Raw genomic sequence first — 14,599 nt, 5'->3', positions numbered from 1 at the left:
CAAAGCGGGAATGCGGTTCAGCAATCGGCTGCTACTTCACCCGCTCCGCCCAGGCATCCATCTTCCGCTCCAGCACATCCAGCGGCATACAACCGTCTTTCAGAAATTCATCGTGAAAGGCCGCCAGGTTGAATTTGTCGCCAAGCTGCTGCTCGTATTTACTCCGCAGTTCCCGGATCTTCAAAGCTCCGATTTTGTACGACAGCGCCTGTCCCGGAATGGCCATATAGCGCTCAATTTCGGCCGTAGCGCCGTCTTCCGAGATCGGCTCGTTATCCATCATGTATTTAATCGCCTGCTCCCGCGTCATTTTTTTGGCGTGCAGGCCCACATCTACGACTAGCCGGACGGCCCGGTGCATTTCGTCGCCCAAGGCACCCATGTACTGGTAGGGGTCGGTGTACAGGCCCAGTTCTTTGCCCAGCGACTCGCAGTACAGGGCCCAGCCTTCGCCGTAAGCGCCGTACCAGCTAAAGCGCTGAAATTTGGGTAAGGCTGTATTTTCCTGTTGCAGCGAAATCTGGTAGTGATGCCCCGGAATGGCTTCATGCAGAAACAGCGACTCCATACCCGAGGTAATGTTGAACTTGCTGGCGTCCGGAATGGGTACGTAAAATATACCCGGCCGGCTGCCATCCGCCGAGCCCTGGTTATACTCCGCACTCGCCGAAGCCTCCCGAAATTTCTCTGTCTGCCGAATCTCAAATGGTGTCTTCGGCGTTTTGGTAAACATCGACTTCAGGTTTGGCTCAATCTTCGCCTGAATAGCCCGAAAGGCATCCAGCACCTCCTCCGGCTTTTTGTACGGATACAATTTTGGGTCATTTTTGATATGCGTGAAGAACTCGTCCAGCGTACCTGTAAAGCCGACCTGCTGCTTCACCTTCTCCATTTCGCTGCGGATTCGCGACACTTCTTTCTGACCGGTCTGGTAGATTTCTTCCGGCGTTTTGTCGGTGGTTGTCCAGGTCTTCACGAGATATGTGTACAGATTCGCGCCCTGCGGCACCATATCGATCCCCGCTGAGGCTCTGGCTTTCGGCAGGTACTCTTTTTTGAGAAAATCACCGAGTTTGCGGTACGTCGGTACAATGTCTTCCTGAATGGCCTTTTTATAGGCAGCCGTCAGTCTGCTTTTATCCTCGCGGCTGAAATCCGCCGGCAGGTTACTTATCGGACCGTAGAACAGGCTTTTTGTTGGGTCGGCAACCACCAGGTCATTCATCTGAGGGATCATCTTGACCACCAGACTGGCCGGCAGCACCATATTGGTTTCTATGCCTTTCCGCAAATTGGCAATGGCGGTATCCCCCCAGGTCTTGAACGCCGAGACACGCTTCAGCCAGTTCTCATAATCGGTTACTGTTTTGAACGGCTGCGCACCGGCACCGCTGCCGAGTTGCCCAAATGTGAGCGGTAAGCCCCAGAACTGCTGAAACGGAATGTATTCCTGGTGGAATTTCAGTCCTTCCAGCTGAACTTCCATCTCGCGTTCAAAGATGTCGTACGAGACTTTATCGGCATCGGATAGGTTCTGCCGGTCAAAGGATCGCAGTTGCTTCAGGTTGTTGCTGTAAAACTGCCGGGTTTTCTCGATAAACGCCTGCGATATGTCATTCGGCAGCTGATCATTGTAACGGTCATCTCCCTGGGTCGTAGCCTCCAGCGGGAATAGTTTCAGGCGCTCTTCAAAATAAGTATCAAAAAACTTCGCCAGGTCAGGGTTCCGTTCGTCTGTTTTGGTGTTAGTGCAGGAGGTGTACGTCATCAGCGAAGCAAAAAAGGTAATGGCCAGAATCAGTCGGTGCATAAACGGTGCGGTGTTGTTGGGTGAAAATGGAGCCTAAAAATACAGGAGAGAACAATACAATCGTAGCCATTTATGGGTCAATGATTCCACTTGTCCAAATCCGGCAGGCCCTCAGCGTCTTTTCCTGTATTTTCGTTGAACGCATTTGTACAAACACCAGTATTACCTCTATGAAGAAAGTCAATCTGTTTATTCTCTTTTTCTCCCTTACCTCAACGGTTCTGCTGGCCCAGTCTGCCGCTCCGCTGTTCTACGAAATCAACCTGAATGACCGCGCCGACGACCAGTTTAAGGTTACCTTACGGGTGAATGGCCTTAAACCCGAAAACGCGGTGTACCAGTTTGCGGCCACGGCACCCGGCACGTATCAGATTATGGATGTTGGCCGTTACGTCCGCGGCTTTAAAGCCTTCGATAAGCAGGGTAAGGAGCTGAAATCTCAACAGGTTTCTACGAATCAATGGAAAATAGACCAGCCCGCTCAGGTTCGGGAAATCCGTTACAGCGTTGCCGAAACGTGGGATACGCCGGTTAAAGAGCATAAGCCCTACAACATGTGCGGGACGTCCATTGAAAAAGATCACGCCCTTATCAACGGACAGGGTGTTTTCGGTTACCCAACGGGTATGCAGGCCACACCAATTGAGGTAAAGATCAACTACCCCGCTGAATGGTCAGTGGGCACTGCGCTGGACAAAAATGCCAAAGGCCACTTCCTGGCCAGGAACTACGACCATATTGTGGACTCCCCCATCCTACTCGGTCGACTGACCAAAGCCGAAACCACGGTGGCCGGTGCGCAGATTGACGTATTCACGTACTCAAAAACCGACAAAATCACCTCGACACAACTTCTGAACGATATGCAGGCGATGCTGACAGCCGCTGGTCAGTTTCTGAAAAAGCTACCCGTAAAACGGTACACCTTCCTGTACCATTTTGAAGATCAGGACTGGGGGGCCTGGGAGCACTCGTACAGCTCGGAGTATGTGATGGAAGAAGCAGACTTCACCCCCGCACTGGCTCAGAAGGTCACCTCGATAGCCGCGCACGAATTCTTCCACGTAGTCACCCCGCTTAATATTCACAGTGAAATTATTGAGCAGTTCAACTTTGTCACCCCTACTCCCTCCGAACACCTGTGGCTGTACGAAGGCGTAACCGAGTGGGCCAGCGACGCCATGCAGTTGAGGGGCGGCATCATGGATACGGACACCTACCTGGGCGAACTGACCGAGAAAATCCAGATCGATAAAAGCCTAGACACGACTTACAGCCTGAGCAAGCTGGGCCTGACCTGCTATACCAACGAGGGCCAGAGGCAGTATTTTAACATCTACAACCGTGGTGCTTTAGTAGCCGGTCTGCTGGATATTCGCCTGCTGGAACTGTCCGGCGGCAAGCGGGGTCTCCGGGAGGTAATCAACGAACTGGCGACCACCTACGGCCCTAACAAAGCGTTTCCGGAGAAAGACTTCTTCGCCATTTTCGTGCAAAAGACGTACCCGGAAATTGCTGACTTCTTTGCCCGCTACGTCAGGGATGCTCAGCCCCTGCCGTTTCAGGAGTACTACGGCAAAGTAGGTATCCGGTATTTTCCGGCCATTGCCACCGGTGAGAAAACACCATCACTGGGCCTCCAGATCGGCTTTATCGATAGCAAACTCAAGATTGTAAATGTAGAAGAGCCGCTTGTCAAAGCCGGCCTGCGCGAGGGCGACGAATGGATCGGCTTTAATCAGCAGCCGGTTACGATGAGCAGTGTACAGGCCATTGCCGGCCAGATGAAACAGTTAAAGCCCGGCGACACTTATGAACTCACCGTCCGGCGCGACGGTCAGGAGCATGTTGTCAAAAGCACCATGCTGGAAATAGACGAAGTGCAACGCTACGTATTCCGGCCAGATCCGAACGCTACCACACAGCAGCTCCGGTTGCGGGAAGCGTGGGCGAAGAACCTGTAGGCTGGGTACCCCGGATCACAAATCCGGGGTACTAACCACCTCACGGTCCAGATTTCGAATGTCTTTCAGGTACTCGGCCGGCAGCAACGCCCGCTGCACCATAGAGCGCAGTCCGAGCCGGTTGAGTACTTTATACAGCCACATGGTTGATGCCAGCAGCGGTTTCGGCGGCAGGTCGAGCAGGCGGTGAACACGCTCCGGCACCAGCAGCGACTGGGATTGTAACAGCAGGTTGTACCGCCAGGGGCCCAACTCTTCCCGATAACGCTCAAAGAGCCGCTTGGTGTAAATGCTGTAGGCCAGGTCGCGCCGGATGTGGCTCCGGCGGTCCACCAGCCAGTCGGCATAGGTCTTGGGCAGATCGGGTATTTGCAATCCTTCGCCCACTCGCCGGAAGACATCGTAGACTTCTTCTTTTTCCGACAACGTCAGCGGCCGGTGCAGCAGTTGATAGGCCCGCTCCGAATAATCAATGAGCATATACAGCACATCGCGGTACGCCCAGTCGGGAATCCGCTGCCCCCTGCTTTTCTCGACGCCCCCGTGAATGGCGTGGATGCGGGCAATGGCCCGTTCGGCGGACTCTTTATCCGAAAACACAATTTCCTGCGCGTACCGAACGGTTGAGAACAAACGACCGATGGGGTCGGCCGGCAGCTTTCCGGTAAAAAATAACCAGTCGACGGCCCGGTTCAGAGCAAATTCGCCGGCCGAACCGGCAAAAATCAGCAGAATGACGTCGGCATCTCCCCATATGCTCTTGACAACGGAGTCGGGTCGAACAAAGTACTGCATAGTTTAGGATGTGGATAGCTTTTTCCCTATATACTACATCTATAAACAGTTGATGAAGCCGGTAAATTCCGGTTGGTTGGCCGAATTGCCGACCACAGAATTAAGAATTTATTGAGTAATCGGGGCAACTTTCGTGAGGAATGGTCTTACCGAATGACCGTTGGTTCAAAAATGTCACCGAAACGCACCGAATGTTTTGCATAAAACGTGTTTTGTGCTACTTTCATATGATTCCAACACGAAAACCATGAAAAATCTACTACTCGCTGCGCTGGTTTTTTTATCGCTATCCACCTACGGCCAGCAGGTTATCACCGGCCGGGTAACCGACCGGCAGGGCGACCTGCTGATCGGTGCCACCGTTGTCGAAAAAGGCACCAACAACGGCACGACTACCAATGCGGCCGGTCAGTACCAGATCACGACCCGCTCCGCCGATGCCGTACTGGTTTTCTCGTATGTCGGCTTTCAACGGCTCGAAGTGCCCGTAAACGGCCAGACTACGATCAATCCTACCCTGGAAGAAACCAACACGCTTGCCCAGGTGAACGTGGTAGGCTCCCGCAACCTGAACCGCTCGGTAACGGACTCCCCCTCCCCCATTGACCTGATCGATATCCGGGAGGTAACGGCCAAAACCGGGCAACTGGACCTGAACCAGCTCCTGCAATTTGCCGCCCCCTCGTTTAATTCCAACCGCCAGACCGGCTCCGACGGGGCCGACCACGTAGACCCCGCTACCCTGCGGGGTTTGGGTCCCGATCAGACACTGGTGCTGATCAACGGAAAGCGCCGGCATCAGTCATCGCTGGTGAACCTGTTCGGCAGCCGCGGCCGGGGCAATACGGGAACCGATCTGAACGCCATTCCGGCGGCTGCCATCGAGCGTATCGAAATTCTGCGCGACGGGGCATCGGCCCAGTACGGCTCCGACGCCATTGCCGGGGTGATCAACATTGTCTTGAAGTCGAACGTCAATGAATTTACCGGCAATGTCAACTACGGCATGTACCAGGCCAAATACCGGTTCGATGATCGGGCATTCGACGGGGCCAACGTAAACGTCAACGCCAACTACGGCCTGCGTATCGGTCAGGAGGGCTTCCTCAACCTGACCGCCGATCACAACTTCCGGGACCACACCCAGCGGGCCAACGTAGCCAGTGACATTGCCCGCCGGCAGTACGGCGATCCTAAAGTTCAGAACACCTCGTTCTACGCCAACTCCGCCATTCCGGTCAGCGCCAACGCTCAGATCTACGCCTTTGGCGGGCTGAACTTCCGTAAGGGTGATGCCTACGCCTGGACCCGCTTTGCCGACAGCGAACGGAACGTACCGGCCATCTACCCCAATGGCTTCGATCCTATTATTTCCAGCGACATTCTCGACGGCTCCATTGCCGCCGGCATCCGGGGCACCTGGAAAGGGTGGAACATCGATCTGGGCAACGTATTCGGCAGCAACCGCTTCCAGTACACCGTTAACAACACCCTGAATACCTCACTGGGGGCTACCTCCCCTACCTCTTTCGATGCGGGCGGTTTCCAGTTGCAGCAGAACGTAACCGGCCTGCATTTTACACGCAATTTTCAGAATACCTTACAAGGCCTTAACATCGCCTTCGGCAGTGAGTTCCGGGCGGAGCGGTACCTGATCTTTGCCGGGGAAGAAGGCTCGTACCGGAATTACGATCCGACCAAACCGGGTGGCTCGCAGGGTTTCCCTGGCTACCAACCGGGCGACGCTATCAACCAGGGCCGTACCAACCTGGGTATCTACGTTGATACCGAAGCCGATATTACCCGGGCGTTTATGCTGGGCGCAGCGGTGCGGTTTGAAAACTACAGTGATTTTGGCAGTACTGTAAACGGCAAACTCTCAACGCGGCTACGGCTGAGCAACAACTTCACGTTACGAGCTACGGCCAGCACCGGCTTCCGGGCTCCATCACTGGCGCAGATCTACTTTAACTCCACCTTCACCAACTTCGTAAACGGGCAACCGGTAGAGGTATTGCTGGCCAGAAACAACAGCGCCGTTACGCAGAAGCTGGGCATCCCGGCCCTCAAACAGGAAACCTCCCAGAACCTGAGCGTTGGTTTTACGGGCCGGCTGGCCTCTAATTTTACGGTAACGGTGGACGGCTACCTGGTCAAGGTAAAAGACCGGGTGGTCCTGACGGGTCCCTTTACCAACGAAGACCCCGACATTGGAGCCGACCTGCAGGCGCTGCGCGTTGGTCAGGCCCAGTTCTTCACCAATGCCATCTCGACTACCACGCGGGGGCTGGATGTGATTCTGGCGCATAGTGCTACCCTCGGCCGGGGGCGGCTCAACACCACGCTGGCGGCCAACTTTAACCGGCTGACGGTGGATGCCGTCCAAACCAACGAGCGGCTGCGAGGTAAAGAAGATACCTATTTTGACGAACGCGAACGCCGGTTCGTGGTGGCCTCCGCCCCACCGTCAAAAATCAACCTGACGCTGGATTACAGTATCGACCGGTGGACGGTCGTTGCCCGCGCCATTCGCTTCGGGCAGGTAGAACTGGCAAACTACAATGTCTACGAAGGCGATCCGTCTCTTACCGTTCTCGATGTTTATACCCCACGAATCACCACGGATCTCTCGGTCGGCTACCGGTTGACCAATCAGGTGAGACTCACGCTCGGCGGCACCAATATCTTCAACGCCTACCCGAACCTCCACGATCCCACCCTCACCGAATCAGGTGGTGCCTGGGATCCGGTGCAGATGGGCAGCAATGGTGCGTTCTGGTACGTAAAGCTGAATCTTCGATTTTGAGTTGGATGGAATAATCCGGCCTGCCAGAGATCACCGGTATAAACCAGACTAGATTAGCAACCGTTAAAAAAACGTATCCGGCGCTAAGTATCCTCAACAGAGACGTCTTCAATGTCACGGGTGCGCGCCAACTCCTGAGTCAACTACAGCAGTTGGGTGGAATCGATATGTTAATCCTGCCGGTGTAGGCAGCAGGATCTTCTATCTCTATATTCATGCGTTTACAGTATGTAAAAAAAGCGTTATTTTTGACCAGCTGACTTCCTAGCCTGAAGAAATACCCGATGATCGGCCAGCCCCACGGTGAGCTACGACGAAGGGCGGTTTGTCGTCTTACTCAAACCGCCACGTAAACCCGGACATGACACACGATAACCTGCGCTTGTTATTTACGGGTTCCGTTTGGGCCTTGTTTCTGCTCAATGCTGTGCAATGGGGGCTGTACCGACAGCGTATTTACGGCCTGTTCACCTTGCACACGTTCAGTTGGCTGAGCAGCCTCTTCCTATACGACAACGTCCTAACCTTACCCGCATCGACGAGCACCTTGCTCATGAATCTGAGTATGGGCTTTTTCAAGCTCAACTTCCTTGAATTGGTGCTTGTGCTGTTCACCCATCCGGGCAGTTCCTCGCGGCAATGGACCCGGGTGGCGCAGGCGCTGGTGGTGGTTTATGTGCTCGGGGGTTGGATCGTGTGGCAACCCACCAAGCCCAACGTCGTGTATGAAGTCATGACGCACGTTTTCCGCATATTGGCGTTGCTCATCAACTTGGGTGCTGTTTGGCTGGCGGCCCGTCGACGAGACCCGGTAGCCCGCCTATTTCTGGTCGGATCTGCCTTCATGACGCTCAGGGGATTGTTGTCGCTGGCCCTTTTCTCGGGGCCAAAATGGCCCTGGGCCACCCAGGACGTGTACGCGTCGGCAAACCTGGTGATTCAGGGCATGCTGATGGCGGAATTACTTTGCTTTTCGCTCTGCCTGACCTTCCTACGACGGCTTCAGGAGGTGGCCCAGGCCCGGCAGCAGGCCGTAACGGAGCAGGAACTGGTGGGCGAACGCGAGCAGCGCCGACGGGAAAGTCTGGAAGCGGAACTGGCGGTACAGCAACTGGAACAAGAGAAAATGGCCGTGCAACTCCGGGCCCTGCAAGGTCAGGTCAATCCGCACTTTCTGTTCAACTCGCTTAACACCCTATCCTCCCTGATTGATGAAAGTCCCCGGCAAGCGGGCGAGTTCGTGGATGAACTCAGCAGCGTGTACCGCTATCTGCTGCGGGCCAACGATAACCCCTTGACCACGCTGCGCCATGAACTGGACTTCATTCGCTCCTATTATCACCTGCTTCAGACTCGTCACGGTACAGGTATCGACTTGCGCATCGCGGTAGATGACCAGTACCTCGGCACGCAATTGCCTCCCCTTACCTTGCAACTGTTAGTCGAGAATGCCGTCAAGCACAACGTGGTACTGCCTGATCAGCCCCTGGTTATAACTATCACAACCAATCCGAACGGGCAGTTGGTGGTCCAGAATAATCTTCAGCGCAAAGCCTCGCGAGTCCTCAGCAACGGCGTCGGTCTGAGCAACATCCTGACTCAGTACCGAATGCTGGGACAGGGCCTGCCCACGGTGTACGATGGAAGCGGGCAGTTCGTAGTAACCCTGCCGCTGGTCTGTGCCCAGGAATCCGCCGGGTGAACGAATGCCATATCATTACCGGTACGTGTCGAGGCTGACTGCCATGAGCGTAGGGAATGTCCAGGCAAAGTGATGCGTCGGGTAAATGAGTGGGCGGCTTGCCTGCACATACGTTACATATTCCTTATCCCGGTAAATGCCCGACATGGCTTCCAGCAAATTCCCCGGCCAACTTTGGGCAGACCCTTTGTTCGGATTAGGAAACCACTTCCATTCTGAAGGATGCAGGCTATAGTAATAGAGATAATCCAACGCTGTTTTTATAGACCGACCGTCCTGCGAGTAGTTAAAAAGATTTTCTCCTGTAGTATTAAAGATCACCCAGGAAGCGGCCGTTATAGGAGCCAGAGAAAAGTACGTATACCAGATTCCATTTGCCTTTCTCTTTGTTTCTTCGGGCATGCTGCCATCCGGTGCAATTTTATGGAACAAGTCACTCTTTATCAGACGTGTGTTTTCTGCGATTTCTTTTTCATCATCCAGAAATTGCGCGCACAACGCCGAGCCGAACCGTCCCCAGTCGGCCCAGTTATTGGCATGGTTACGAATCTCGTTGCAAGCTTTGCGGTACACGGTTTCCACCCAACGCTCAAACTGCTTTTTATCCGCTTTTGACCAGCCCTGGTACCCATGCAGCAGCTCTGCGGCCATTAACATACCAGAACCGGCATACGCCATGACTAAACTACCATCGGCATCTGAATAGTGGGTGTTGGTTGCACCCCAGGCGTTGAGAATTTCCAGGGATTTAGCCGCATATTTCTGCTCTCCGCTCAACTGCCAGGCTAATGCGCATGCATACGCATCAAAAGCGTTCGTATTAAGGCTCTTTGAATTTTTTCGATGCATAACCGCATCGACATAATAACCAGGCACACTGAAATTGGCAAGGGCCTCGATAGGGTGGTGCCAGGCCGAGTCGGCATATACGATTAGTTGCCGGTAGGCATCCCAGTACGGCTGTTTCTTCGCCTTGACTTGCTTTCTTACAAAATCCAACTGCTTCTGAGGGTGCATACCACCCGGATGGTCATAGGCGAAGCAAGACCCTATTTTCAAAAGAAGTAAGATTGTCAGCACGTATTTCTTAAAAGCCATTGCACCAGGGTTTCAGAGTTTCGAGGTAAAGACAGAACGGCTAACCTGTACCATTCTTAAATCGTTGAAGAACTGTTACGTATGCAGATATAGAAGGGTGGAAAACGAAAATCTACTTGTGCGGTGGGACTCAATACCCTTACCTGCAACCATCAGGCAGGGGTGGTATGGATGTCAGGTTAGTGGATTACCAAATATGGGTAGCTCTACTTGTCCCGACCTTAACCAGTAACAACAAATACCTGATTAGAGAAGCCCGTTTGGTTTTAATGGTCGATACGCGCCCAGCGCTGAATACCATATTAAAATCGACGTCTATGCATATCCGTTCATCATAAGCTCTTGCATGAACTAAATCGGGTGCTTTCCAAGTAGTCATCTTTTTCATCTGACTTCGAATATTGATTTGCACCTGAAATCGGGTAAGGTGAGCCGGTAAACACGAACCTGACCTTTGCGCCCAATTGGCCCTGGGAACTGGTTTCAGGAGTCAATTGATGATAATTTTAGCGTTTAAAACGGCACAGACTCATTTCAAAAGACTAAAGACTTAGTAGTGACATACGATTAAAATGATTGTAACTCTGCGCTTCAAAACCACCTTGAGGCAAAGTGAGTAGCGAATCTCTTTAGTTTTGGGTAGAGATTTGGTATAGCTATCTTATTAAATCACACCAAGACAAGTTATACACCTTCATCGTCAACTACAGTAAAGTCATGGTTGCTTGCGTTATGGATAAAAAAGCTCAATTAGAAATCTTGCATAAGCGTATGATTGAAGAAATTCAAGATTATGCAATTATTTTGTTGGACTTGGACGGAACGATTCTCTCCTGGAATAAAGGCGCTGAAACTATAAAGGGGTATAAAGCCGATGAGATCATTGGCCAGAACTTCCGGCTGTTTTACCTGCCCCAGCACCGGGAGGAACTATTACCAGAAAAGTTGCTGGAACAAGCTAAAAAAGAAGGAAGGGCCAAACACATTGGCATGCGGGTCCGCAAGAACGGCACCATTTTCTGGGGCAGTATAGTAATTACTGCACTTCATGATGAACAAGAGCAGGTAGTCGGCTTTACTAAGTTGACCCGCGAACTACAGGATAACGAAATATGTTGACCGCTTTTTACGGTTAACATCATTTTAGCTGATGAGTAGGTATTCTTTGTTTAGGTTAACAGTAAATTTTTTAATTACTTTAAATATCCTATTCATGGTTGACAGGCTATCATCAGATTGGGCTTTTTAATCAGCAGGAGAATAACGTTATGGAGTAAGTACATGAAAAGCTACTTATACCGTGATAAGTAATTCGAAATTTAAAAGGTAATCCAGCAGTTTCATGTACAAAACCCTTACCACTACTCATAATGCAACACCCCCCTTCTACCAGCTGCTATGTTTAGGACCTGACAAAAAAGAATATCATCAACTGAGAGAAACGTTGGAAGCAGGTCTGCCTTCTTGTCTGGTCAGGCCAGTAGCCCATGCAGAGGCCTTATTGAGCTACCTACAACATCCAAATACTTCTAAACCCGCTCTGATTCTGATAGATAGTGAAATGTTGGGTGGGTACAGCCTGCTCAGTAAGCTAAAAGCCCACGCTGGCTTACAAACTATTCCCGTTATTATCGTGCTATCAGGCCGAAAGCAGCGCAGTCAGGTTATGAAAGCTTACGAAGCAGGTGCTAATGCAGTGATACCCTTACCGGCTTCGCCTACAGCCTTATACGATACCAGCTTCTTTCTTAAGAAATTCTGGCTGCAAACAGCTACGCTTCCTGGTGAGGCCACAGAAGCAGGAGATTGAGTCGATTGTCGATATCAATGATTACTAAGCACGTATAATCGACATAATTCTCAAGCTGTATTTAACCCTTCCTTCAAATGGGCAGTAAACAAAACAGCCTCCCAACGTTGGGAGGCTGTTTCGCAGTAGCCGGAAAATCCATTTACTTTATTTTGCCGCAAACGGGTCGAGGAACAGGTACCGGCCGCGGTTTTGCTCGGGCTTAGCCCCGGTATTTACATCGATGTGCATGACCTGCACGGTGTTACCGGCATTGGCAGCTGGCCAGTTGGGCAGACCAGCACCATTCGGATTGCCGGTTTTAATGAAGTTGGCGAAGTAGTTCTGCATCACTTCCGACACTTTATAATCCTCCGGCGTCCAGGCATATACCTTATTGCTTGCCAGATTACCCATAGCGTACTCAATTTCCGCCGAATGCACCGCACCACGGGCCGCAGGCGCTTTCGGAGCCGAGGGGTCAGTATTTCTCACGACACCACCCGCCAGACCAGGGGTAGCATTGCCCATTTCGGGGACCATGGCCGGACGCGGACGCGTGTAGTAGTAGCGGTATACCGGCTTGCCACTGGTTTTGCCGTGCAGATCCGACCACTTCCAGGTGCTGAAGCCGATGAAGCGGTCACCCGCCAGTGCCGTAGCCGATTCCTGTACCTCTTTCTCGCTATTACCCGGATACAAGCGCATTACTTCAGCAGCCTTATCGCCGTAGAGCCTTTGTACCGCTTTAGCGTAGTTCTCGGGCGTTGGCGCATCCTTTCCCAGAATTGCCCCAGCATTCATTTCTTCGGAGTTCCAGCCAACCAGCAACGGTACGCGGGCCTGCTCTCCGTTCGCGTAAATGGTTGCCCCCGGCTTTGGCAGGAAATATCCGTCCACATTGAGTCCGAAACGGGGTGTCCCCTGTTGGGCGGTCGCTTCCAGCAATTTCTCGGCCGGCATGGCTCTTAATTCAGTCAGCGATTTAGCGCCAACCTGAGTCGCAAATTTTTCGCCTGATACTTCGGCTTCGGCCAGCGTTACGGGCGTCAGCGTTCCCAGAATCGAACCACTCTCGCCGATGGCTCCGGCAATCAGGTTTTTCGACAGCGGAGAGGCCATCTGGGCGCTCACCGAGGTAGAACCAGCCGATTCGCCAGCGATCGTCACTCGTTTGGGATCACCACCGAACGCGGCAATATTCTGTTGCACCCAGCGCAGGGCGGCACTCTGGTCTAGCAGGCCGTAGTTACCGGATGCCTTGTTCGGGGATTCTTTGGTCAGCTCGGGATGGGCCATAAAGCCAAATACGTTGAGCCGATAGTTGACCGTCACGGCCACAATGCCTTTGCGGGCCATGCTTTCGCCGTCGTAACGTGGTTCGGAACCATCACCGGCGATGTAGCCACCACCGTAGAAATACACCAGTACGGGCAGCTTTTCATTGGCCGCTTTAGCGGGGGTCCACACATTCAGGTATAGACAATCTTCGCCCATGCCGTTGGAACGGAAGTTCATATCGCCGAACACCGCCCGCTGCATGGCGCGGGGACCAAATTGCCTGGCCTGACGGACACCAGTCCAGTTTTTAACCGGCTGGGGTTCCCGCCAGCGCAACTCGCCAACGGGCGGCTGGGCAAAGGGAAGCCCCTTAAAAGAGCGGACACCACTGGCTTCGAGGGTACCCTCCACGTCACCATTGACGGTTTTGGCGCGTGGAGCGGTTTGAGCCAGCACGGCCGGCGGAGCCTGAACGGCAGCCACCAGCAGGAGACTAAACAGGATTTTCATGAGGTCAGGGAAACTGAATTGGTTATTATTGTCTCAATTTGTTACAATAATAACCAATTACCCGCTGACCACCAAAGCGACTACGCTCAGGATTGTTCTACTCCGATGATCCGGCTGTCGGCAGGCTGCTGTTTTGCCGGGATTTGCCGCAACATCCCCCGCACAATACCGTATTGAGCGGCTGCATAAGTACCCAATATCAGCCATGCACTGGCCGGGATGGGCTGGATAAATTTGTTGATGGCAATCAGGGAGTCTGACGCCATAAATAGCAAAGCGCCAACCAGCACCCAGCGGTAACTATCGGTCGGTGCGGCTGCCCGGCGTAACGTCGCCATCCAGCTCATTGTACTAATACACAGCACGTATACTACAACGGGAATCCACAGCGGTGCGGTAGCCGGGTTCCGCAACAGCGGATCGTAGAGGAGATAAAGGAAACCGGCAAGATAAGCGAGAAAGGGTAGTGCGTTGCGCATGCCCCGGCGACGGGTGAATGACGCTCCGTTATCCGTAACCGAGTACCGGAAGGCAATACTGTAACATACCTGCATCACCAGAAACGAAGCCAGCCCGGCAGCAAACAGGTCGGCCTCCTGAATCATCAGGAATACATCGCCGGCCAGGGCAAAGAACAAGCCGATAAAGAGCCAGCGCAGACTCCGGCTGAAACCTGCTGCCGGTTTATTGACGTAAAGGTATCCCATCAGCGAGAGCATCAGTAAGGGCTTACAGCCGTACAGCAGCAGTTTTACCGGTATAGTTTCCCCGGCAATGGTCAGGATACACAAGGCAGCATACAGGCCACCAAACCGGAGACGCGACGATTTGGGCATTGGAAGAG

Annotated in this window: 10 protein-coding genes; 5 read left to right on the top strand and 5 right to left on the bottom strand. The window is 52.9% G+C overall.

Features of this window, described 5'->3' with window-relative positions; genetic code table 11:
* Positions 1–31 precede the first annotated feature (31 nt).
* Positions 32–1,810 (bottom strand): DUF885 domain-containing protein, encoded by a 1,779-nt coding sequence (locus ABD949_RS17545; protein WP_345245301.1) that lies wholly within the window; start codon positions 1,808–1,810, stop codon positions 32–34.
* Between the two features lie 170 nt (positions 1,811–1,980).
* On the opposite strand from ABD949_RS17545, the gene ABD949_RS17540 reads away from it, so the two are divergent.
* The gene (locus ABD949_RS17540) at positions 1,981–3,774 is read left to right on the top strand and encodes a M61 family metallopeptidase (protein WP_345245299.1); all 1,794 of its coding nucleotides are present in this window, start codon (positions 1,981–1,983) and stop codon (positions 3,772–3,774) included.
* 15 nt (positions 3,775–3,789) lie between these two features.
* On the opposite strand, the gene ABD949_RS17535 is transcribed toward ABD949_RS17540, so the two are convergent.
* Positions 3,790–4,569 carry an oxygenase MpaB family protein gene (locus ABD949_RS17535; protein ID WP_345245297.1) on the bottom strand — a complete coding sequence of 260 codons (780 nt, stop codon included), beginning with the start codon at positions 4,567–4,569 and terminating at the stop codon, positions 3,790–3,792.
* Between the two features lie 247 nt (positions 4,570–4,816).
* On the opposite strand from ABD949_RS17535, the gene ABD949_RS17530 reads away from it, so the two are divergent.
* Positions 4,817–7,375, top strand: coding sequence for a TonB-dependent receptor (locus tag ABD949_RS17530; protein WP_345245295.1), 2,559 nt, complete (start codon positions 4,817–4,819; stop codon positions 7,373–7,375).
* Between the two features lie 361 nt (positions 7,376–7,736).
* Positions 7,737–9,077: a histidine kinase gene (locus ABD949_RS17525; RefSeq protein ID WP_345245293.1), complete on the top strand. Its 1,341-nt coding sequence runs from the start codon at positions 7,737–7,739 to the stop codon at positions 9,075–9,077.
* Positions 9,078–9,092: 15 nt separating this feature from the next.
* Here the strand turns inward: ABD949_RS17525 and ABD949_RS17520 are convergent, their stop codons facing one another.
* A complete protein-coding gene (locus tag ABD949_RS17520) occupies positions 9,093–10,175 on the bottom strand; it encodes an alginate lyase family protein (RefSeq protein WP_345245291.1) in 1,083 nt (360 codons plus the stop codon).
* 732 nt (positions 10,176–10,907) lie between these two features.
* Here ABD949_RS17520 and ABD949_RS17515 point away from each other — a divergent pair.
* Complete coding sequence (locus ABD949_RS17515) at positions 10,908–11,294, top strand: PAS domain-containing protein (protein ID WP_345245289.1); 387 nt, start codon at positions 10,908–10,910, stop codon at positions 11,292–11,294.
* Between the two features lie 223 nt (positions 11,295–11,517).
* Positions 11,518–11,985 carry a response regulator gene (locus ABD949_RS17510; RefSeq protein ID WP_345245287.1) on the top strand — a complete coding sequence of 156 codons (468 nt, stop codon included), beginning with the start codon at positions 11,518–11,520 and terminating at the stop codon, positions 11,983–11,985.
* A gap of 147 nt (positions 11,986–12,132) precedes the next feature.
* Here the strand turns inward: ABD949_RS17510 and ABD949_RS17505 are convergent, their stop codons facing one another.
* Both ABD949_RS17505 and ABD949_RS17500 read right to left on the bottom strand, forming a co-directional pair.
* A complete protein-coding gene (locus ABD949_RS17505) occupies positions 12,133–13,755 on the bottom strand; it encodes a carboxylesterase/lipase family protein (protein WP_345245285.1) in 1,623 nt (540 codons plus the stop codon).
* Between the two features lie 86 nt (positions 13,756–13,841).
* The gene (locus ABD949_RS17500) at positions 13,842–14,591 is read right to left on the bottom strand and encodes a lysoplasmalogenase (protein WP_345245283.1); all 750 of its coding nucleotides are present in this window, start codon (positions 14,589–14,591) and stop codon (positions 13,842–13,844) included.
* Positions 14,592–14,599: the final 8 nt, after the last annotated feature.

Origin of the sequence: Nibrella saemangeumensis (assembly GCF_039541915.1) — a bacterium.
Lineage (GTDB): Bacteria > Bacteroidota > Bacteroidia > Cytophagales > Spirosomataceae > Nibrella > Nibrella saemangeumensis.
The sequence above is the reverse complement of the archived record's forward strand: the minus strand, read 5'-3'. Positions and strand labels throughout refer to the sequence as shown.

What these genes read in the sequence shown, in the direction of transcription:
- ABD949_RS17545 (WP_345245301.1), bottom strand. Translation starts at nt 1,810, where the DNA reads ATGCACCGACTGATTCTGGCCATTACCTTTTTTGCTTCGCTGATGACG.
- ABD949_RS17540 (WP_345245299.1), top strand. Translation starts at nt 1,981, where the DNA reads ATGAAGAAAGTCAATCTGTTTATTCTCTTTTTCTCCCTTACCTCAACG.
- ABD949_RS17535 (WP_345245297.1), bottom strand. Translation starts at nt 4,569, where the DNA reads ATGCAGTACTTTGTTCGACCCGACTCCGTTGTCAAGAGCATATGGGGA.
- ABD949_RS17530 (WP_345245295.1), top strand. Translation starts at nt 4,817, where the DNA reads ATGAAAAATCTACTACTCGCTGCGCTGGTTTTTTTATCGCTATCCACC.
- ABD949_RS17525 (WP_345245293.1), top strand. Translation starts at nt 7,737, where the DNA reads ATGACACACGATAACCTGCGCTTGTTATTTACGGGTTCCGTTTGGGCC.
- ABD949_RS17520 (WP_345245291.1), bottom strand. Translation starts at nt 10,175, where the DNA reads ATGGCTTTTAAGAAATACGTGCTGACAATCTTACTTCTTTTGAAAATA.
- ABD949_RS17515 (WP_345245289.1), top strand. Translation starts at nt 10,908, where the DNA reads ATGGATAAAAAAGCTCAATTAGAAATCTTGCATAAGCGTATGATTGAA.
- ABD949_RS17510 (WP_345245287.1), top strand. Translation starts at nt 11,518, where the DNA reads ATGTACAAAACCCTTACCACTACTCATAATGCAACACCCCCCTTCTAC.
- ABD949_RS17505 (WP_345245285.1), bottom strand. Translation starts at nt 13,755, where the DNA reads ATGAAAATCCTGTTTAGTCTCCTGCTGGTGGCTGCCGTTCAGGCTCCG.
- ABD949_RS17500 (WP_345245283.1), bottom strand. Translation starts at nt 14,591, where the DNA reads ATGCCCAAATCGTCGCGTCTCCGGTTTGGTGGCCTGTATGCTGCCTTG.